The organism is Candidatus Thiodiazotropha endoloripes, assembly GCF_001708965.1.
Taxonomy (GTDB): domain Bacteria; phylum Pseudomonadota; class Gammaproteobacteria; order Chromatiales; family Chromatiaceae; genus Thiodiazotropha; species Thiodiazotropha endoloripes.
In genome coordinates this window covers 319,326-338,915 of sequence record NZ_LVJW01000003.1, presented here as the reverse complement: position 1 = coordinate 338,915, position 19,590 = coordinate 319,326, and the positions used below count along the sequence as shown (strand labels likewise).

The following is a 19,590-nucleotide window of genomic DNA, read 5'->3' as shown; positions in this document are numbered from 1 at the left end:
TTACAATGCAAAAGAGGCAGCACTCCATGCTGGATCAAACAAAGCATCCTGTAGGTTGGACAGTTGTAGTGGAAGAAGATTAACAGCTATTCACTGGTAAGCAGTGGGGGTAAAGCGTATCGATGCGGATACCATGCAATCAGACCTGTCACTACGCAATCGATCTCTATAACACGCCCACCAGGCTCAATCCATCGCCAATCAGAAACAGGGCCAAGCCACACAATAACAGACCAAGAGAGCGGATCGTGGTGAGATAGAGCGAACCACTCAACAACTGTTTCGACCTACCTACAGCTATGGCCAATACGATTTTCGAGCCTACCAGAAGGGTATAAAAACTGAACATGAATAGAAGTGGCGCAACAGTGCCGGAATCCATTGTCTTGATGACAATCGGACCGCCGACACTGAACCAGAACAGATAGGGGTGAGGACTCAGAATATTGGTCAGGACTCCCTTTAAAAGGGATCTGGACTCTTTCGCTTGCAGATCCAGCTCCACCCTTTTTATCTGGATATTTTGATAGCCGAGATAGAAAACGAAGCAGCCTCCGGCCAGCGAGATCAGACCCAGTACCGGTTGCATGGAAGACAACTCATTGACGATGAACAGCATCACAAGAATGATCGGCAGGTCGGTGATCAGAGGCGCAAGCGCAACCCGGATGCCCGAGCCGACATTGTGTTGCAGCGTCTCCGAGATCACCAGGGTCAACAACGGCCCTGGCGCCATGCCGGCGGAAATCCCCAGAATCAACCCACTGGTTAAACTGGTCAACATGGCTTATTGGTCGAAATGGACTGAATAAACCCCAGCCGCTTCAAATGCCATTTTGCTCCGCCCACTGTTTGAGTTGCTCCAGAACATCCAGCGATGAACGACCGAATTCAGTAATTTCATACGCAACTGCCACCGGCCTTGTGCTGAGCACCTCACGCTTGACCAGGCCGATCTCCTCCATCTCCTTGAGTCGTTGATTGACGATCTTTTTACTCGCGCCGCCCAGTTGACGGACAAGATCATTGAATCGCACCGGACCTTGCTGAAGATGCCATAGAATCGAACCTTTCCACTTACCACCGATAATGCGCATGCCACGCTCGATAGGACAGGGTTCGGTACAGGCGCCTGCAACCCTTTTGCGGCCAGCGACATCGATCTGAATCTGAGCCTTCATATTCCCTCCAGGTTACTAAAAGTATACTGGTTGACGAAGTATACCTAATGATAACAGAATAACGGCAAGCCGAAAATCGAAGGGGTCAAACAGATGAAAAACATCCTCATCATCAATGCTCATGAGCCCTACCCTGTGTCACCGGGAAAACTCAATAACACACTGATTGAACGAGCCACCCGTCGACTTACTGAAATGGGCTATGAGGTCCGAACCACCTCGATGAATGAGGCGTATGAAGTGGACTCGGAAGTGGAAAAACATCTGTGGGCAGATGCAATCATCCTGCAGACACCTGTGAACTGGATGGGGGTACCCTGGCGATTCAAACAGTACATGGACACTGTCTATGCAATGGCGATGGCCGGTCTCGCAAAGATGCCACAAGACAGTATGGCTCCGGCGGCACTTTGAAGGGAAAGAAATATCTGCTCTCCCTCACTTTCAATGCACCGAAAGAGGCATTCGATGATCAAGATCAATATCTCTTTCAAAGCAAATCGGTAGACGATCTATTCTTTCCCATGCATATGAATTTCCGCTTTTTTGGTATGGAAGCGATGCAGACTTTTGTCTGCCATGATGTGATGAAAAATCCCGACATCGAAAACGATTTGAAACGTTTCGATGCTCACTTGAACGAACATTTCCAGGTAACAGACTATGCAATATAGGGTTCAATGTGATTGTGGTCGTGTAGAACTGAGCATGATAGGTGAACCCAAAGTTCACGCCTATTGTCACTGTGAGGATTGCCGCAATCTGCTCGATGTGCCCTATCACTCCATCGTTGCCTGGGATGCGGAACAGGTAGCTATCACTTCCGGAGAGGAGCAGATTACCGAATACAAATACCCAACTTTGACGATGACCCGAGTATTCTGCAAACACTGCGGGGAAGTGCTCTACAACACCAATGCGATGGGATGGAAACTGGTCTCTCAATTGCTAATCAGCAAATGCAATAACGGTGAACTCCCCGATGAGTTACAGTCGAACGCCCACTACTTCTATGATCGGCGCATTGTGGATATCGACGACAAGATTCCTAAACAGTAGTAATACCCACTAGGGCCTGCAAAGAAGAGAGACAAAAGATGACCCGGAAATCTGTAAACAGGATTCTGATACTGCTCGCCCACCCATCACTGGACCGTTCCGAGGTCAATGGACCCTTGGCGCAAGCCGCCGCAGACATAGAGGGTATTACCCTGGTCGACCTGTATGCGGAATACCCGGATTTTCAGATCGATATCGACCGGGAGCAGCAGCGGCTGCTCAACCATGATGTCATCATCTTCCAACATCCACTCTACTGGTACTCCACCCCAGCCATTCTCAAAGAGTGGCAGGACCTTGTACTGGAACATGACTTCGCTTACGGCTCCAAAGGTACGGCACTGCATGGCAAGCTGTTTCTCAATGCACTCTCCGCGGGCGGTGCGGAAGCCGCCTATCGGGCCGAGGGCTACAATCACTTCACCATCCGCGAGTTACTCCAACCAATGGAGCAGATGGCCTCCCTGTGCGGCATGAGATACCTGCCACCATTCGCACTGTTTGGTGCCCGTACTGCTGTCGATGAGGGTCGTATCGAACACCATATTGACAATTGGATTGAGCTGCTCAAGGCACTGCGTGACCAGAAGCTCGATATTGAAACCGCGCAAAATCTCCCCAGACTCAATAGCGACCTCAACCAAATCATCAAGGAGACCTGAACCATGGGCGGACTTCTGTTTCAGGCCTTTATCTATCTCTGCGCTGCCGTTATCGCCGTGCCCATTGCCAAACGCCTTGGATTGGGTTCTGTGCTTGGCTACCTGCTTGCAGGCATTTTCATCGGACCTGTAATCGGTCTGGTCGGTTCCGAAACCCAGACCATACAACACTTCGCCGAATTCGGTGTGGTGATGATGCTGTTCCTGGTCGGCCTTGAACTGCAACCGAAAATGCTGTGGGAGATGCGCAGTCGTCTGATCGGTCTTGGCGGACTGCAGGTCGCTCTGACCACTGCATTGATTACCGCTGCAGCGCTGATGATGGGACTCTTCTGGACAGTGGCTTTGACCATTGGTCTGATCTTCTCCCTCTCATCCACCGCCATCGTTTTACAGACACTGAATGAAAAGGGGTTGACCAAAACCGAGGGTGGCCGAGCCGGCTTTTCGGTTCTGCTGTTTCAGGATATCGCTGTGATTCCGATGCTGGCCCTGATTCCCCTGCTTGCACTGCCCGAGTTGGTTGCTGGCAGCGGCGAGTCTCTGACAACCGCTGCCGAGTCCTATGGTGATGCGGGGCACCATCATGATCTGAGTCTGGTGGATGGACTGCCCGGCTGGGCTCATGCGCTGGTGGTGCTTGGCGCCATCGCGAGTGTACTGCTTGGCGGTCACTTCCTGTCGAGGCCGCTGTTCCGCTTCATAGCCGAATCGAGATTACGTGAAATTTTCACTGCCAGCGCCCTGATGCTGGTGATCGGTATTGCACTGCTGATGACGCTGGTGGATCTCTCCCCGGCATTGGGCACCTTCCTTGCCGGCGTGGTATTGGCCAACAGTGAATTTCGTCACGAGCTCGAATCCGATATCGAACCCTTTAAAGGGCTCCTGCTTGGGCTGTTTTTCATCACAGTAGGGGCCGGTATCGATTTCAATATCCTGTTCAACGACTCACTTACCATACTCAGCCTGACAGTCGGTGTGATTGTTATCAAAGGATTGGTTCTGTATGCACTGGCCCGGGCGTTCCGACTGGCCACGACGGATGGCTGGCTGCTGACCCTGGGACTTGCCCAGGCAGGTGAATTCGGCTTCGTGCTACTCAGTTTCAGCCTGCAGAACCAGGTATTGCCAGCGGAGCTAGCCTCCACACTCTCGCTGGTGGTCGCCCTGTCGATGCTACTCACTCCGGTACTGTTCATTGTCTATGACAAATTGATCCTGAACCGTCAGCCGGATTCAGATCAGCGCCGAGCGGATAGCATCGATGAGACCGGCTCAGTCATCATCGCCGGTAATGGACGTTTCGGTCAGATCGTCAACCGCCTGCTGGTTGCCAGCGGAGTTCAAACGACCGTGCTCGACCATCAGGCCGATATCATCAATATGCTCAGCAAGGTTGGTGTAAAAAGTTACTACGGGGATGCATCCCGGCCTGACTTGCTCCATGCTGCTGGCATTGAATCGGCGAAAGCTGTGGTGATCGCCATCGATGACCGCAGTCGCACTCTTGAGATGGTGGAGCATATACGACGCCACTACCCCGAAGTAAAAATTCTCGCCCGGGCATTTGATGTCAACCACCTCTATCTGTTGAACAAAGCCGGTGTGGATATTGCAGTTCGGGAACTCTTCGATGGCTCACTCGAACTGGGCAAAGCGGCACTCAGAGCGGTCGGTGTACATCCCTTCAAAGTGGAAAAGATGTCGATGGCATTTCGCAAACATGATGAAAACGGCTTAAACACGCTCTATGAGCTGTGGGATGAGAACACCGAAATGGCAAGCAACAAAGCCTACCTGGCCCGAGCGAGAGAGCATGGCGATACACTCAAGGGGATGATGGAAACCGATCGTATGCAACTGCATGATCGATCCGAGCGAGGCTGGACACCACCCCCCAAGCACTACACCAAGGATATGGGGGAGTAATCACCGCTTGAACCATTCTGACTTGCCAACGCCACCCTGTTTGGCGGAGAGGGAGGGATTTGAACCCTCGGACCCCGTGAGGGATCACCTGATTTCGAGTCAGGCCCGTTCGGCCGCTCCGGCACCTCTCCGAACAGATGAAATTCCTTTTTTGTACTATATCAGCAGCTCAATCCGGTAAATTCTACCTATAAATCCAGTCAATTGCCTAAAATCAATGCCAAGACCCAAGAATTGGATTACCAATGGTATCCGGTCAATAGCCAATAGATTATATTTTATACAATACCTACTAAACTAAGCATCTAGAGAGTATGCCGGAACCAATATCAAAGATAACAAGTGCGCCAATGGATCCTGCAGCCATTCTTATGGTCATAACTAAAAGTAATCGATAGATCCTGACATAGATGCAGCTTCCCTCAACGACCAAACTCACCACCTGTCTGCTGATGGCCATCTCGCTGCTGATCGGCAGCTGCAGCATCCCGCCACCGCTGGTTGAGCGAATTAAAGCATCCGGTGAGTTGCGGGTGGCCACACGTAACAGCGGTACAACCCTGTATGAAGGATCTGAAGGCCTGACCGGACTCGAGTACGATCTGGTGCAGCTGTTTGCCAAGGAGCTGGGCGTCAAACCCCATTTCATCATCCCTGAAGGTTTTGACGATCTGTTGCCCACGGTCATCAATGGGGATGCCCATCTGGCCGCTGCTGGATTGACCGTCACCCCGGAGCGGCAATCGATTATCCGTTTCGGCCCCGCCTATCAGGAGATAACCCAACAGGTCATCTATCGGGGTGGAACCCACCGCCCGCGCAAGATCGAAGACCTGCTGGACAAGGATCTGCATATACTGGCCGGCAGCAGTCATGAGGAAGAGCTGTTGCGATTGCAAAAGGATTACCCGGTCTTGAGATGGACCAGCCATGACAATCTGGAGAGCGCCGAACTGATGCAGATGGTGGAGGATAAAGCAATCGATTTCACCATTGCCGACTCCAATGAGTTTGCCGTTACCCGACGTTTCATGCCGCATATCAAAGTAGGTTTCAACCTCACTGAACCTCAACCCCTGGCATGGGCCATGGCTCATGCGGAAGATGCCAGCCTCTACCAGGCGATGGAGATCTTTTTCAACCGCATCCGGGAAGATGGCACCCTTCCGCAACTCATTGAACGCCACTATGGTCATATCGGGCGGCTCAATTTTGTCGAACTACGTACCTTCCTGCGCCACCTGAAAAACCGCCTACCCAAATACCGTGCCTTTTTTGAAGAAGCGGCAGAAATGATCGGAATGGACTGGCGTCTGCTGGCGGCTATCGGGTACCAGGAATCCCATTGGAATCCGAAGGCAAAATCTCCCACCGGTGTTCGGGGTATTATGATGCTGACTCTGGCAACCGCCAAGCATATGAAAATAGAGAGTCGCCTCGATCCACAACAGAGTATTACCGGCGGAGCGAAATATCTGCAGTTCATCAAGCGCCGATTGCCAGAGCGGATTCAGGAGCCGGACCGGTTATGGCTGACACTGGCTGGCTACAACGTGGGATTTGGCCACCTGGAAGATGCCCGGATACTCACAGAACAGCTTGGTGGTGACCCTGACAAATGGGTGGAAGTAAAAAAACACCTCCCCAAGCTGAGCCTCAAGAAATGGTACAAGAACCTGAAAAGAGGCTATGCCCGGGGTAAGGAGCCGGTCAATTACGTTGACAACATCAGGGCCTATTATGAGTTGCTGAAATGGCAATTACGCAAGATCGAGGCAACCGAGAAAGCTGAGTCGGAGAATGATGCCAGTCATGTCCTTTCCATAACACCGGATGCCCTGTAGTTCTCAATTGCTTCCACTCTCTGCAACTTAATCATCGCTTCTGTCCATCCGCTCGAGCCACGTCCGCCAGAGATGGTGCAACTGCTTGGAAACCGCGGCGACCGCCGGTTGTTTCCCCAGACTGACCTTGACTTCAGGGGCGGAAAAAGTGCCACCCGCTTCAGCGAATATCAAACGCCCCGCTGCATAATCCCAGAGAGACTGCCCACCATGGTGATAGATTTGGCCACGAGCTGCGGCCATCCAACACCAATCCAGTGCCACGGAGCCGAGACTTCGCTGTGAACGGAAAGGGGGCTCAACCGCCAGGGCTGTGGCCAGAGTTGGAGAGAGCCGCTTGAAATCGACCACCGCGATACACTCCTCAAGCACGGTTTCAGACGGACTCAACTCTAACCTTGCCCCGTTCAGCCAGGCCCCTTCACCCTGCTCTGCACTAAAACACTCATCCCGCATGGGGTCATAGACAACTCCCTGGACGACCTGCCCGGATTGCACCAGCGCGAGGGAGACACTGAAGTGAGGAAATCCAGCGGCAAAGTTGGCTGTGCCATCCAGGGGATCAAGCACCCATAGACCGGAGTCGCTATTATCCAATAGCTGATCATGTTGTGCCGGCGTCATCTCTTCACCCAGCAGCGGGATGTCCGGCCACGCCTGCTTCAGTGCATCAGTCAACCACTGCTGACAGCCCAGATCAGCCGCGGTGATGAGAGTGCCGTCGAGCTTCTTTCTAGAATCGGTTTGCTGAAATCTCGACCTGACCTCATTGACAGCAGCCTGTTTTACCATTTCGGTCAGTTGTTGAAGTTGAGGATGTTGCATCAGAGTCGGCTCTGTTTTGGATTGTTGTTGAGCGGCTACGCAAAGCCAATCATAACCAGTCGGTCAACTGCAGGCCGAAGCCCAAACGATGACTTTTGGCATCAAAATCGATCAGGCTCTCACCATAACCGTTGAAATATTGTAAGTAACCCCGCCAACGGCCGTAAAGCGGAAAACTCCAGTCGAGTTTTATGGTATCCCTGCTCTCACCGTCAAACAGGTTTCTCAGCATCAGGCTGAAAGTCTGCTGGCGCTTTTTGTATAAGCCATGGATCTCATAGCGACCGAGATAATCATCAATATGGGGGTTATCGTCGTTATCTTCCGGAATTCGATACCAGGACTTGAATCCCAACAGGAAATTCCGTTTTTCAAACTTCAAGTCTGCATAGAGGCGATTCCAGCTGCGGGATAGAAAACCACCTTGTCCATTCGATTGATGTACCACACCAAACTGCATCAGCGCATTGCGCCATCCATCCAGCTGCCACGCTTCCGGCCACATATCCGGTACAACCAGAAACAGTTCGGGTTCATGATTGGTCTCCCGGAAGGGAGATGAGATATCCCGGTTGTAGGCCTGCCAGAAGGAAAGATTGGTATAGGCGGCATAGAGATCCACATCACTGCCAAACAACCCTTCGACCACCGGCATTTTATAACTGAGCTGGAATTTCATCTCCCAGCGATCAAAATCGGACTCAGGAATGTTGTATACCTGAAAATTCGGCTCAGCATTGTAGGATGCAAACAGCACATAATTCTGTTTGTGCGGGGAGATTACAAATGGATTCTGGCGGGTTGCCTTTTCAGCATCGCGTCGATTGGCGATCATTGAACCGATCTCCGGCTGCTCACTCTCAGCCACCTCATCCACCCCCCCCTTTGCCGCCGGTTGCTCAGCCAATTCCATATCGCATTGAGCCTTGATCTCCGCAACCGTTTGAGTCGCTGCCGCACGATCCAATTGCCCTAACAGACAGCGCTGATAGTCTGTCAGAGGCTCTGCAGACAATGGGACGGTGAAAGAGACTGAGATCAACAGATAGATAAGTTGTAAAGGCCTGACTGAGGCAAAAGAGTGTTCTATCAATTTCATGCTTTTGATTTAATGCGTTTACGCCTGAAAAAGTCCTGCAACAGCTTGGCACTCTGCTCCCTCATCAAACCACCTTCCACATCGACACGGTGATTGAAACGACCATCCGTGGGTAACAGGTCGAAGACACTGCCGGCTGCGCCGCCTTTCGGGTCCGCCGCCCCATAGACCACCCGCTTGACCCTGGCATGCACAATTGCACCGGCACACATTGGACAGGGTTCAAGGGTGACATACAATGTGCTGTCCGGAAGGCGGTAGTTCCGCTCCTTTTTCGCAGCATCCCTCAACGCCACGATCTCGGCATGGGCGGTAGGATCATGACCACCGATGGGCTGATTCCAACCCTCACCAATCACTCTGCCTTGTCTGACCACAACAGCTCCAACCGGCACCTCACCCAGCTGCTCAGCCCGCGCCGCTAACATCAGGGCATGCTGCATGAAAAGCTCATCATGCTCGTCTTCTGCTGACATGAATTTAAGTCTTTTACTAAATCAGGTTGAAAACTGTGGTGAGAGGATCCGTTCCAGGTCAGATCTCCTGACATTCAGCGGCATCATCCAGCAAATAGTACCACCTTACATATTGTTATCCATCAAATATTACGTGAATTTAATTCACACCGCTATTGAATGCTCAATATCAGGGCAATCCAGCCAATAATTTACGCACATAGCGCGATCTTGAATTCCGTTATAATCAATGGTTATTTAAGACTTCTATTTCGACCACCAATTTCTATACTTAAGGAACCTCTGAATAAGTCTGAACCGAACAGATTGTCGATCAAAATGTGCCGATTCAAGGCGCAGATCGCACGTAATAGCCCGCTATTGCGAAAACCTGCAACGCTGAAGCGGTGCATTTTGGCGACAAGATGTCGGTTCATGACTTGTTCAGAGGTTTCTTAACTAGGGCCTGTCACCTTCAGGGCCGTCGTTAGCAGCCATGAATAGAGAGTTGCAAACAGCAACCATGCAGGTTGAAATATAGCCAGTCGCCAAGGACTATAGAGTTTTTCAACCCAGGGAAGAAGTAAACCTCAAATATTGGATTTACTGCCTGATGAGAAAAAGCACCATTGTCGTCCTCAGCTTGATTGTGATTTCGATCCTCTCGGTCTATTTCATCAATCAACCTGGCCTCACACCCGAGCAATCCCTCCCCAGAAAAGAGCTGCTCGTCTATTGCGGCATCACCATGATCCAGCCGATGTCGGAAATCGCAACGATCGTGGAAAAGCAGGAGAATATTAAGATTTCCATCATAAAGGGTGGCTCTGGTAATCTGCTCAGGTCAATCAAGTTCAACCGCCTGGGTGACCTCTATCTCCCTGGCTCTGAATCCTACATCTCGCAAGCCATGAAGGATGATTTGATCGAGGAGTCGACCCATATCGGCTACAACAAGGCGGCAATCATGGTCCGTCAAGGGAACCCTAAGAACATACCCCCCGGGGTGACAACCCTGCTGAATCCGGATTTGTACATTGTGATCGGCAATCCGGATACCGGAAGCATCGGCAAAGAGACCAAAAAAATACTCACGGCTGCAGGAATTTTCAATCAAGCAATGCAAAATGCAAAAGAATTGACAACTGACTCCAAGCGTCTGGTTGAAGTACTGAAGAAGGGTGAAGCCGATCTGGTGATCAACTGGTATGCAACTTCCACATGGCCGGAAAATTCAGAGCAGATTGATGCACTCCCCATCAATAATGAATATGCGTCGAAAAAGAAGCTGGTATTGGGTCTGCTGAAAACCTCAAAATACCCAGAACTTGCAAAAAAGTTCATGGACTATGCGTCCTCAGACAAAGGCCGAAGCATTTTCGAGCGTTACGGACTCTATACAGTAGACCAGAATATCTGAAGAAGTATGTCACAACTCACCGAACACCCAATACAAAGACAGATCATTGGCCTGGCTCTTTCCATACTGGCCATTGTCGTTGTATTAGTTGCCATTCATAGCGGCTTTCGAAGTAAAGCCAACCAAATCGGAAGCCAGCTGGACAACCAGAAAGCACGGCAGGAGATCGGACTGTCGATCTATCAACGACTGTTTTCCGCCAAGGCCTCAGTTTTCAAGCTCAGCACTCTGGACAATCGTCTTGAGCTCGAAATCGTAAAAAAGCGCTTTGATGACAACCTGCTGATTATCAAGGAAGGACTGGCAATATTGCACAATGGCGGTGTTTTCAAAGACCAGATCGCAACCAACATTCCCGGTCAGAACTCCATGAATCTGGTTGCCAATTACTACCTGCCTGAATCAGAGGGGTATGTGCTTGAAGTACTCGAATTGGGGCCAGCGATTCACAATCTGGATGAACAAGCACAACTTCTTTACCAATTGATAAAGTCAAGAATCGAGCTTTTCCCCAACGAGCCCGCAGATCTACAGGTCCGCATCCACAATTTGATAAAGACCATAAATACCGTACTGCAAAGAACTCAAGAAAATGCAGCCCGAGTACTCTATGACAGCCAGGAGAAAACCTCACAACTCTCCATCGAATATAAAGAGAGTGAGAACCTGTATGACAGTTTTCGCCTACCGGTGGTGGTCATCGCACTGGGTCTCTCCGCCTATCTGCTGCTAGTCACACTCACCAGAGTCGGAAAGGTCATTGAAAACCGCAAACAGGCTGAAGATCAGTTACAGCTGCTGCTTGATACCACTGTAGAGGGCATTTTCGGGGTGGATGAACAGGGAACCACCACCTTCGTCAACCCCTCTGCTTCACGCATGCTCGGCTATAGCCCGGAAGAGCTGATCAACCGTAGCAACCATCAATTGATCCACCACACGCGTAGCGATGGGTCACACTACCCGGCTTCTGAATGCTGCATGCTTGAAGTATTGGAAGGTGGCACGGTGCACACCGTTGATAATGAGCTGTTCTGGCGTAAAGATGGCACCTCGTTCCCGGTGGAATACTCCAGCAACCCGATCTATCGCAAGGGTAAAATAGTGGGTGCAGTTGTTAATTTCCGCGATATCAGTGAGCGAAAACAGGCGGAAAAACGCATTCGAACCCTGCTGCAAGCGATAGAGCAGAGTCCCGTTTCAGTGGTCATGACAGATACCAACGGTGACATCGAATATGTCAATAGGGCTTTCGAAATCACCTCCGGATATAAGGCCAACGAGGTGTTGGGTAAAAACCCCCGGATCCTTAAATCGGATAACACCCCGGAAGAGCACTTCAAAGAACTCTGGCAGGCAATCTTATCAGGGCAATCCTGGCGCGGTGAACTGCAGAACCGAAAAAAGAACGGCGACCTTTTCTGGGAACGGGCATACATAGCACCGGTGGTGGATGAAACAGGTTCAACCACTCACTACCTGGCCGTCAAAGAGGATATCAGCCTGCAGAAACAGCAGGAGAAAAAGATCCTTCATCAAGCCAATTATGACAGTCTGACAAACCTGCCGAACCGTTTTCTTACACTTGATCGACTCTCGCAGATCATCAAGGAGGCTCAGAGAAATCAGCATATGGCTGCTGTGCTTTTTCTCGACCTGGATGACTTCAAGAAGGTCAATGATTCCATGAGCCACGAAGCAGGCGACAAATTACTGATTCAGGCTGCCAAACGACTGAAAGAATCGGTGCGCATTGATGACACGGTCTCCCGGCTGGGCGGGGATGAATTCATCATACTGCTGGGCAGCCTGCATACTGAAAAGGAGGTACTGCCCATTGCAGAAAAAATACTCAATTGCTTTAAGCCGCCTTTTGTTCTGGATGGACGGGAACTGATACTCACCGCCAGCATAGGCATCTCGATCTATCCCAGCGATGGGGACAATCCGGCAGAACTTCTACGTAACGCTGATACCGCCATGTATCAATCAAAAGAACAGGGACGAAACACATTTAACTTCTTCACTCACGAGATGAATAAAGGAATTTCAAGACGGTTGCAGGTTGAAGAGCAGCTTCATGGCGCACTCGAGAGAAATGAGTTTCAACTCTATTATCAACCAATACTCGATATTGCCAAACGTGAAATCATCGGCACAGAATCCCTGCTGCGATGGCATAATCCGATACTGGGTGAAGTCAGACCCGATGAGTTCATTCCAATCACTGAACAGACCGGTCAGATCATACCGTTAGGCCAATTCGTGATTGAACAGGCTCTGTGTACGACAGCACAGTGGCAGAATCAATTCAGTAAACCTTTTAGAGTTGCCATCAATATCTCGCCACGTCAGTTCAGGGATCCCAACCTCATAAAACAGATTAAAGCGGCCTTAGCTCAATGCAGTATACCCAGCAGTTCAGTTGTGCTGGAGATCACAGAAGGTGTTTTGCTGAGTGGCCACACCTATATCGATGACGCTCTATCTGAGCTAAACAATCTGGGTGTAACCATTACCATGGATGATTTCGGTACCGGCTACTCTTCCCTGAGCTATCTGCGCAGATACCCATTCGGTAACCTGAAGATCGATAGAAGTTTTATTAATGACATCACCATCGATCCAGCAGACAGGGAGCTCGTAAATGCCACCATCGCAATGGCACATGGACTGGGAATCACCGTTGTGGCAGAAGGGGTCGAGACAGAAGAACAACTTAACTATTTAAAACAACAGGGCTGTGAAATGGCCCAGGGATACCTATTCAGTAAACCCATACCCGCGGTAGAGATGAAGCATCTGTTGCAGAACAAACAGAAACTGACCACCGCTTGACGGTAAAAACAGACTGATTTCACAAAATTAAACCCTGTAGGCCGACTTATACAGCTATGCTGTAGTAACGACTAACCAGTTCCGGTAATTATATTTCACTCTCAGGTGCATTAAACGCAGGCAACCTCTGCTTTCTCTCTATCTCTATCAATGTGAGCACCATGATCAAGGAGTATCAAACATCTGGATAGTGACAATCAGGGACATTCAACCTGAACGCTAAGCTAGAGGAATCGGCAACAGTCTGAAAATGGAGGCCATAGATGGCAGAAAAAAACTGTTCTGGCGTTATACACACTGTACTGACTTCAAATATCACTGAGAACGACCAATCAGTGACGGTCGCCTCATCGTCCGGCTTTCCGCTCCTGGATGCAGGTGACTGGTTCTGGGCAAGAATCCTGCGACTCGAAGACGGTATTGATGAACTTGTCAAAGTCACCGGGATCACTGACGTCAGCTGGGACATTGAGCGTGCACCCACGGCCTACGCCTTCAATACAGGTGACACCATCACACTATGCAAAGGAGATGCGGGCAAGATTGGAGTATTGGGTGCATCTGAGATTGTCTTCCCCTGGTTCGACACCTGGTCAGCCCTGGCGCAACGTGCGTTTGATGCTGAGGGTGTTGATGTGGATATACGCCACACCGGGTCCGGAGCACTCAGCCATTTCACAGCATTGAACAGCACTGATCCGGAAACCGGCAAGAGTTATGTGGAAATAACCAACTCCATGAACCCAGACATCATCGTGGTTGAGCTGGGAATTACCGACGCGATACTGAATATTGACAACAGATCGGGTTCACAACTTATCGGTGATGCACAAGCCCTCTATGCGGCCCTACGCGCAGGCAGCCCGGATGCAGTCATCATCTACTCCAGGCAGATACCCTATGATGAAGTTCAACATGGCGCCAAATCCGAATCCGAAATGAAAAAGAAGTACTGTATTCCCCATCTGCACTCCACAAGCACCATGCCGGGTGAAACTGGATTGTATACCTCTGAAGCCACTGAATTGGAGAAGATCATTGAGCCAATGATGCAGGACCGTTTAAGGGATTGGCGAGCATTGGACGCAGAGTGCCAGAACCTTGCCGATGTGGTTGTGCACACCGATTATTTCAGGCCCGCCCGACTTGGTCTGTTATCCCATGATCGTCTGCACCTCTCCTCACTCGGACACTTTTTCTTCCTCAGTGATATGTGGAAAATCCTCAAATCAGACGCAACCCTTGCATCACGCATCCCCCAGCTGGACAACATAAGGAACCTTGGCAACTTTACCGATCTATCCATTACCTGGGAGAGCGCGGTGAAACCTGACGCGGTTGGTGATGGTTATCTGATCGACCCCGAATGGCTGGATGGTTTTGAGTACCCTATGTGGCTCAATATAAGAGATTATGCCCATGTCGCCAGTTATCCGGAATATTGGGGCAACCAACAGCGACCCTCCATATCCATTTCTGACAGAGTGGTGCGGAAGAACGGCGAGGTGTTTGTAGTAATGATCAGTAATGCCTGGCCCAGTCAACCTGTATCGTCAAAACTCTGGCCAGCGCACAACGATGAACCCTCTTCTTTTGATCAGTACACACCGGCAAAAACCAGCTCAGGGACTGGTGACATGCTGGAGGCGTACAGCCCCCCTTCAGGCATAATTCCGCCAGGCGACTACTTCATCAAATACAAAATCGGTACTGATGTGTTCGGCCCCTTTCCAATTGCCATATTCGACAGTTACCCCTGGGAATAGGCCCATTGGCAGGATAAGGTTCAAAGCGGCCCTATCCTGCCTCTGACGGCAACCAGTTACACAGGAACAACATAAACGACCCTGAAATTTTTCACCTCAGGACAAACGTTGTCCAGGCCATGGTTACAGCTCTGCACGATACAGCCCAGTACGATTTCCGCTCACAAACGGTGCCCGGAACCGGAATACTCCAGGCGTGCTGAATTACACCCACAACGGCGTTTACCTGATTTATTCCGGATGTTGTCGTACTTGGAGCCTCGAGCCTTCTTGCAATAACACTTTTTCGGCATTGGAAACAGATGGATATCATTACCCAGATCGAATCCATAACCCGGGGTGATGTTCAATCGCCGGATAACCAACTCTGGCGCGATTTCATAGCTGGGGACCGTATCCAACCAGGATGCCCAGTCATAATCTCCACCCGTACCATCGTTAAACTGCATCAATCCATGATCCTCCAGTATCTCCAACTCCTCCGTATAGAACTGTCGATCGCCAGGCGTCTGATTTAACCAGATATTCAGACGACCGTTTGCTCCGGCATAGACCCCCAGCCCTTCGACTTCCACAAGATAGGTATAGATCGGAAAATAACCTACCGCATCAAACCAGGTTGCATAATCCGGCGGCACACCAATCGACTCAACCATCCTATCTTCCACATGCATACTGACCCGAATACAACGCTTTTCCCCATCAAAACCAACAACCTCACCCTGGCCAACATACTCTACAGGGGCCGCAGACACAGCAAGGGAGGTGAGGATAAAGATAGAAAGCAGAACAGACTTTGATAACACTTCCAGTTTTTTCATTTGCTTCTCCTCTTCCACTGAATGAGACAATTAGCAACTCATTACAATCCACGTGAAATAAGTCGCTTTATTCCGGCCTATTCTCTGTTCAACCAACCAGAGAGAATGCCTGATTTATACCTTAATGCCTGGCAGATCAATTCATTGATCACTATTCACACACCATTTGTTAATTTTTCACTTGCATTGATACAAACTGTTTCCACCAATTCATCTCTCCTTGCACGGATTTCGGCCCTCTGCAAACCTGGCAATCTCTCAGGCCACCCATAATGTGCTAATCCAGACCACACAATTTCGATTTGGTGACCGTGGCGGTCAGAAACAAGCCAACAACCCCCTTCATCAGCAGGTTAATCTAAACTTGCCTCTCCATTCCTGCTAATCTTCTGATTTGAACTTGCTTAGGGCCTGTCAACAGGAAACACAACAGGACAATGCTCATACCCTATCGGGTAAACATTTGTGATACCGGAGGAGAAACACAATGAATAAAACAGCCAGCCGCCTTCTGCCGGCCATACTGATCGGAGTTTTCATCACCAGTGAAACCTATGCAGCCACGGAGTGGAACGTCTCCCTGTGGGGAAAACGTCGGGCCTTTACTGAGAATGTGGAAAAGCTGGCCGAATTGGTTGAAGCCAAGACCAAGGGCGAGTTTAAACTGAACATCTCCTACGGCGGCCTCTCAAAATCCCGTGAAAATCTGGATGGAATCTCCATTGGCGCGTTTGAAATGGCCCAATTCTGCTCTTTCTATCACACCGCGAAAAACCCCAGTATTACAGTGACTGAACTACCTTTTTCCCGCACCCTCTCACTGACCAGGGTTGCCGAAATCTATACAGAAGTCTTCAAACACCCTATCGTGAAAAAGGATCTGGCTCGCTGGAATGCCACACTGCTGATGCCTACTCCACTGCCGCAATACAATATCGTCAGCAAGGGGGATGCGATACAGGGGCTGGGGGGTTTCAAGGGGCTCAGGGTACGCGGCCCAGGAGGCATCATGGGGGTTTTAGGTAAATTAGGGGCGGTCAAAACCGGCGTGCCCTTCTCTGAAGTACGTCAATCGATGGACTCTGGCGTAATCGATGCCGCCTCCTTCGCTCCCCATGCCCATCTGGCCACCAAATCCTACAAGGTGGGCAAATGGTATACCACCAATCTCAACCTCGGCTCAGCCAACTGCCCGGTAGTCGTCAATACCGACGCACTCAACAGTTTGAAACCGGCTCATCGTGAGGCGCTGCTCGGCTCTGTGGATGAAGCATTGGCCTTCTATGTAAAGAACTATGAAGAGAACACCACTGGCAAATATCAGAAGGCTGTCGTGGACGAAGGACTCACCAAGGTCACCTTTACTCAAGCGCAGACAACAGAACTGAACAAATTGTCAGAATCGGTGAGAGCGGAATGGATCAAAAAATATGCCGGTAAATTTGATTCACAGGCGCTCTTCGATTTCACCACTGAGCTGTTTGAGAAATAGTCCGATTATCGGCAACAGTACTGCCGCCGATGACAGGTTAGAGGTGGACCATGTCCAATACAGCAACCATTCTGAATGACGAATCGCGATTGAGCCTGGCTGATCGTCTGTTTTTCAGACTGGAATCGTTACTCAATCTGATTGGCGGCATTACCATCTTTCTATTGGTGATACTTGCCACCGTCAATGTACTGGGCCGATGGCTCTTCTCCATGCCAATAGATGGCTATGTGGACTGGGTTGAACAGGCGATGGCTTTTATCGCCTTTCTTGGCATCGCCTACACCAAACGACTTGGCGGCCACATCAGAATGGATATGCTGATTGGTCAGTTACATGGACGGCTGCTCTGGTTTGCCGAGCTGGTTTCGGTGGTGCTGATGTTGCTGGTCACTCTGGTACTGATCTATGGCTCCTATCTGCACTTCTGGCGAGCCTACGATATTGGCGACTCATCGCTGGATATCAACCTGCCCACCTGGCCTGCCAAGCTGGTAGTGCCCCTGGCACTAAGCGTCTTGGCAGTACGCCTGATACTGCAGATCTGGGGCTATGCCAGGGCCTTCAAAGAGGGTGGCGAGCAACCCATCGCCGTACCCTTGATCGAGAACGCAGCCACCGTGGCAGCCAAGGAGGCAGAATCGGTGATGGGAGAGTTTGAAGGCAACAGGGATCACTCATGAGCCTGATCGAAACCATGGCCAACATGGATTCCATCAGCATCGGTCTGTGGGTGACCGGGGCGATGCTTTTTTTTGTGGTCATCGGCGTACGGGTTGCCTTTGCTGCCGCCCTGGCCGGTTTTCTCGGTCTGTTATGGATCTTTAGTGCCAAGCTGGGATTTGAGAAAGGGTTTGGCGTGGCCGTCAAAATGGCAGGGACCATTCCCCACTCCAAAGTCTCCACCCTGGCGCTCTCTCTGATACCCACTTTTATCCTGATCGGTTTTCTGGCCTATCATGCCGGTTTGACACGTGCCCTGTTCGAAGCGGCAAAACGCTGGCTTGGTTGGTTACCTGGCGGCATGGGGGTGGCAACCGTCTTCTCCACAGCGGGATTTGCCGCCGTCTCAGGCGCATCAGTGGCCACATCGGCGGTATTCGCCCGCATTGCCGTACCCGAAATGTTAAAACTCGGCTACGACAAACGTTTCGCTGCCGGGGTGGTCGCTGCCGGCGGCACCCTGGCCTCATTGATTCCACCCTCGGCAATTCTGGTGATCTACGCGATTATCGTGGAGCAGGATGTGGGGGCATTACTGATGGCCGGTTTTCTTCCAGGCGCAGTTTCGGCACTGATTTACGGAGGCCTGGTTATTCTGCTGGCCAAGACCCGCAAAAATTTTGGCCCACCGATCACCGGCTTTAGCTGGAAACAGCGTTTTCAGTCTCTCCCCGGGGCACTGCCGATCTTTTTTGTCGTCGGGATTATCGTGATTTGCATCTACGGCGGTGTGGGCACACCCACGGAGGCGGGTGCACTGGGCGCCTTCGTGATTCTCTGCATGGCACTCTACCGGGGGGCTCGCTGGCCGGAAGTAAAAAACTCCCTGATGGAAACCGCCAAGCTGACGGTAATGATATTCACCATAATCTGGGGGGTGTTGCTGTATGTGAGGTTCCTCGGATTTGCCGATCTGCCAAGCGCCTTTTCAGACTGGATCGTCAGTCTGGAACAGAGTCCGATACTGACCCTGTTGTTGATTCTCTGCGCTTATGCGGTACTCGGCATGTTCATGGACGCCATCGGCATGCTGCTGTTGACACTGCCTGTGGTCTATCCGGCCGTGATCGCCCTGAACGGCGGAGAGGCGGTCACCGCAGCGGAATCCGCATTCGGCGTATCCGGCGTAGGCTGCTCCATCTGGTTTGGCATTATCGTGGTCAAAATGGCGGAGCTCTGCCTGATCACCCCACCGATCGGATTGAACTGCTTTGTGGTCGCAGGCGTACGACCTGAATGCACGGTTCAGGATGTATTCCGCGGCTGTACTCCCTTCTTTGTCGCTGATGTGATCACCATCGGCACCCTGATCGCATTTCCGAATATAGTCCTCTGGCTACCCAGCCTGATCGGCTATGCATGACGTATTACCATCTCTGCCCCACATCGGATTTGCCACTTGCTCTTCAGACCAGCCTGGATACATAACCCAAAAGGCCTGATCCGCGCTACGGTCTTGATACCGACCACAAA

The 19,590-nt window shown here is 50.8% G+C and carries 18 protein-coding genes and 1 tRNA gene; 12 read left to right on the top strand and 7 right to left on the bottom strand.

All coding sequences use genetic code 11. The features are described from left to right. Positions 1–166: 166 nt before the first annotated feature. Positions 167–784 carry a LysE family translocator gene (locus A3193_RS01550; RefSeq protein ID WP_069013865.1) on the bottom strand — a complete coding sequence of 206 codons (618 nt, stop codon included), beginning with the start codon at positions 782–784 and terminating at the stop codon, positions 167–169. Between the two features lie 40 nt (positions 785–824). Further along, a complete protein-coding gene (locus A3193_RS01545) occupies positions 825–1,181 on the bottom strand; it encodes a winged helix-turn-helix transcriptional regulator (protein WP_069004437.1) in 357 nt (118 codons plus the stop codon). Between the two features lie 93 nt (positions 1,182–1,274). Between A3193_RS01545 and A3193_RS21000 the strand changes: the two genes are divergently transcribed. Genes A3193_RS21000 through A3193_RS01525 form a run of 5 tightly spaced genes read left to right on the top strand, consistent with a single transcriptional unit; the run spans position 1,275 to position 4,834 of the window. Beyond that, positions 1,275–1,595 carry an NAD(P)H-dependent oxidoreductase gene (locus tag A3193_RS21000; protein ID WP_305781994.1) on the top strand — a complete coding sequence of 107 codons (321 nt, stop codon included), beginning with the start codon at positions 1,275–1,277 and terminating at the stop codon, positions 1,593–1,595. Further along, positions 1,592–1,855 carry an NAD(P)H-dependent oxidoreductase gene (locus tag A3193_RS20995; protein ID WP_305781993.1) on the top strand — a complete coding sequence of 88 codons (264 nt, stop codon included), beginning with the start codon at positions 1,592–1,594 and terminating at the stop codon, positions 1,853–1,855. Before A3193_RS21000 ends, A3193_RS20995 begins: the two co-directional genes overlap by 4 nt. Positions 1,856–1,889: 34 nt before the next feature. Continuing rightward, complete coding sequence (locus tag A3193_RS01535) at positions 1,890–2,240, top strand: GFA family protein (protein WP_162272407.1); 351 nt, start codon at positions 1,890–1,892, stop codon at positions 2,238–2,240. Between the two features lie 38 nt (positions 2,241–2,278). After that, a complete protein-coding gene (locus A3193_RS01530) occupies positions 2,279–2,902 on the top strand; it encodes an NAD(P)H-dependent oxidoreductase (RefSeq protein ID WP_069004435.1) in 624 nt (207 codons plus the stop codon). 3 nt (positions 2,903–2,905) lie between these two features. Next, positions 2,906–4,834: a monovalent cation:proton antiporter-2 (CPA2) family protein gene (locus A3193_RS01525; RefSeq protein WP_069013864.1), complete on the top strand. Its 1,929-nt coding sequence runs from the start codon at positions 2,906–2,908 to the stop codon at positions 4,832–4,834. Between the two features lie 41 nt (positions 4,835–4,875). Here the strand turns inward: A3193_RS01525 and A3193_RS01520 are convergent. Beyond that, positions 4,876–4,965 (bottom strand) — tRNA-Ser (locus tag A3193_RS01520). Positions 4,966–5,244: 279 nt separating this feature from the next. On the opposite strand from A3193_RS01520, the gene mltF reads away from it, so the two are divergent. After that, positions 5,245–6,678, top strand: coding sequence for a membrane-bound lytic murein transglycosylase MltF (mltF, locus tag A3193_RS01515; protein WP_235614881.1), 1,434 nt, complete (start codon positions 5,245–5,247; stop codon positions 6,676–6,678). A 27-nt stretch (positions 6,679–6,705) separates the two neighbouring features. Here the strand turns inward: mltF and A3193_RS01510 are convergent, their stop codons facing one another. Genes A3193_RS01510 through tadA form a run of 3 tightly spaced genes read right to left on the bottom strand, consistent with a single transcriptional unit; the run spans position 6,706 to position 9,078 of the window. Next, a complete protein-coding gene (locus A3193_RS01510) occupies positions 6,706–7,503 on the bottom strand; it encodes an inositol monophosphatase family protein (protein ID WP_069004433.1) in 798 nt (265 codons plus the stop codon). Between the two features lie 49 nt (positions 7,504–7,552). Then, a complete protein-coding gene (locus A3193_RS01505; RefSeq protein WP_083218247.1) occupies positions 7,553–8,602 on the bottom strand; it encodes a phospholipase A in 1,050 nt (349 codons plus the stop codon). Further along, positions 8,599–9,078: a tRNA adenosine(34) deaminase TadA gene (tadA, locus tag A3193_RS01500; RefSeq protein WP_071932381.1), complete on the bottom strand. Its 480-nt coding sequence runs from the start codon at positions 9,076–9,078 to the stop codon at positions 8,599–8,601. Before tadA ends, A3193_RS01505 begins: the two co-directional genes overlap by 4 nt. A gap of 592 nt (positions 9,079–9,670) precedes the next feature. On the opposite strand from tadA, the gene A3193_RS01495 reads away from it, so the two are divergent. The 3 genes from A3193_RS01495 (at position 9,671) to A3193_RS01485 (ending at position 15,081) form a co-directional block, all read left to right on the top strand. Continuing rightward, positions 9,671–10,477: a substrate-binding domain-containing protein gene (locus tag A3193_RS01495; protein WP_069004432.1), complete on the top strand. Its 807-nt coding sequence runs from the start codon at positions 9,671–9,673 to the stop codon at positions 10,475–10,477. 6 nt (positions 10,478–10,483) lie between these two features. After that, positions 10,484–13,315: a bifunctional diguanylate cyclase/phosphodiesterase gene (locus A3193_RS01490; protein WP_069004431.1), complete on the top strand. Its 2,832-nt coding sequence runs from the start codon at positions 10,484–10,486 to the stop codon at positions 13,313–13,315. 263 nt (positions 13,316–13,578) lie between these two features. Further along, positions 13,579–15,081 carry an SGNH/GDSL hydrolase family protein gene (locus A3193_RS01485; RefSeq protein WP_069013863.1) on the top strand — a complete coding sequence of 501 codons (1,503 nt, stop codon included), beginning with the start codon at positions 13,579–13,581 and terminating at the stop codon, positions 15,079–15,081. Positions 15,082–15,242: 161 nt separating this feature from the next. Here the strand turns inward: A3193_RS01485 and A3193_RS01480 are convergent, their stop codons facing one another. After that, positions 15,243–15,902: a hypothetical protein gene (locus A3193_RS01480; RefSeq protein WP_069013862.1), complete on the bottom strand. Its 660-nt coding sequence runs from the start codon at positions 15,900–15,902 to the stop codon at positions 15,243–15,245. Positions 15,903–16,389: 487 nt separating this feature from the next. Between A3193_RS01480 and dctP the strand changes: the two genes are divergently transcribed. The 3 genes from dctP to A3193_RS01465 are packed head-to-tail and all read left to right on the top strand — an operon-like array spanning position 16,390 to position 19,480. Continuing rightward, complete coding sequence (dctP, locus tag A3193_RS01475) at positions 16,390–17,394, top strand: TRAP transporter substrate-binding protein DctP (protein ID WP_069004428.1); 1,005 nt, start codon at positions 16,390–16,392, stop codon at positions 17,392–17,394. Between the two features lie 50 nt (positions 17,395–17,444). Next, positions 17,445–18,077 (top strand): TRAP transporter small permease subunit, encoded by a 633-nt coding sequence (locus A3193_RS01470; protein ID WP_069004427.1) that lies wholly within the window; start codon positions 17,445–17,447, stop codon positions 18,075–18,077. Further along, a complete protein-coding gene (locus A3193_RS01465) occupies positions 18,074–19,480 on the top strand; it encodes a TRAP transporter large permease (RefSeq protein WP_305781992.1) in 1,407 nt (468 codons plus the stop codon). The genes A3193_RS01470 and A3193_RS01465 overlap by 4 nt, the downstream gene beginning before the upstream one ends. Positions 19,481–19,590 lie beyond the last annotated feature (110 nt).

Bases quoted from the DNA above. Each gene is read 5' to 3' on its own strand.
- A3193_RS01550 (WP_069013865.1), bottom strand. From the start codon at position 784: ATGTTGACCAGTTTAACCAGTGGGTTGATTCTGGGGATTTCCGCCGGC.
- A3193_RS01545 (WP_069004437.1), bottom strand. From the start codon at position 1,181: ATGAAGGCTCAGATTCAGATCGATGTCGCTGGCCGCAAAAGGGTTGCA.
- A3193_RS21000 (WP_305781994.1), top strand. From the start codon at position 1,275: ATGAAAAACATCCTCATCATCAATGCTCATGAGCCCTACCCTGTGTCA.
- A3193_RS01535 (WP_162272407.1), top strand. From the start codon at position 1,890: ATGATAGGTGAACCCAAAGTTCACGCCTATTGTCACTGTGAGGATTGC.
- A3193_RS01530 (WP_069004435.1), top strand. From the start codon at position 2,279: ATGACCCGGAAATCTGTAAACAGGATTCTGATACTGCTCGCCCACCCA.
- A3193_RS01525 (WP_069013864.1), top strand. From the start codon at position 2,906: ATGGGCGGACTTCTGTTTCAGGCCTTTATCTATCTCTGCGCTGCCGTT.
- mltF (WP_235614881.1), top strand. From the start codon at position 5,245: ATGCAGCTTCCCTCAACGACCAAACTCACCACCTGTCTGCTGATGGCC.
- A3193_RS01510 (WP_069004433.1), bottom strand. From the start codon at position 7,503: ATGCAACATCCTCAACTTCAACAACTGACCGAAATGGTAAAACAGGCT.
- A3193_RS01505 (WP_083218247.1), bottom strand. From the start codon at position 8,602: ATGAAATTGATAGAACACTCTTTTGCCTCAGTCAGGCCTTTACAACTT.
- tadA (WP_071932381.1), bottom strand. From the start codon at position 9,078: ATGTCAGCAGAAGACGAGCATGATGAGCTTTTCATGCAGCATGCCCTG.
- A3193_RS01495 (WP_069004432.1), top strand. From the start codon at position 9,671: ATGAGAAAAAGCACCATTGTCGTCCTCAGCTTGATTGTGATTTCGATC.
- A3193_RS01490 (WP_069004431.1), top strand. From the start codon at position 10,484: ATGTCACAACTCACCGAACACCCAATACAAAGACAGATCATTGGCCTG.
- A3193_RS01485 (WP_069013863.1), top strand. From the start codon at position 13,579: ATGGCAGAAAAAAACTGTTCTGGCGTTATACACACTGTACTGACTTCA.
- A3193_RS01480 (WP_069013862.1), bottom strand. From the start codon at position 15,902: ATGAAAAAACTGGAAGTGTTATCAAAGTCTGTTCTGCTTTCTATCTTT.
- dctP (WP_069004428.1), top strand. From the start codon at position 16,390: ATGAATAAAACAGCCAGCCGCCTTCTGCCGGCCATACTGATCGGAGTT.
- A3193_RS01470 (WP_069004427.1), top strand. From the start codon at position 17,445: ATGTCCAATACAGCAACCATTCTGAATGACGAATCGCGATTGAGCCTG.
- A3193_RS01465 (WP_305781992.1), top strand. From the start codon at position 18,074: ATGAGCCTGATCGAAACCATGGCCAACATGGATTCCATCAGCATCGGT.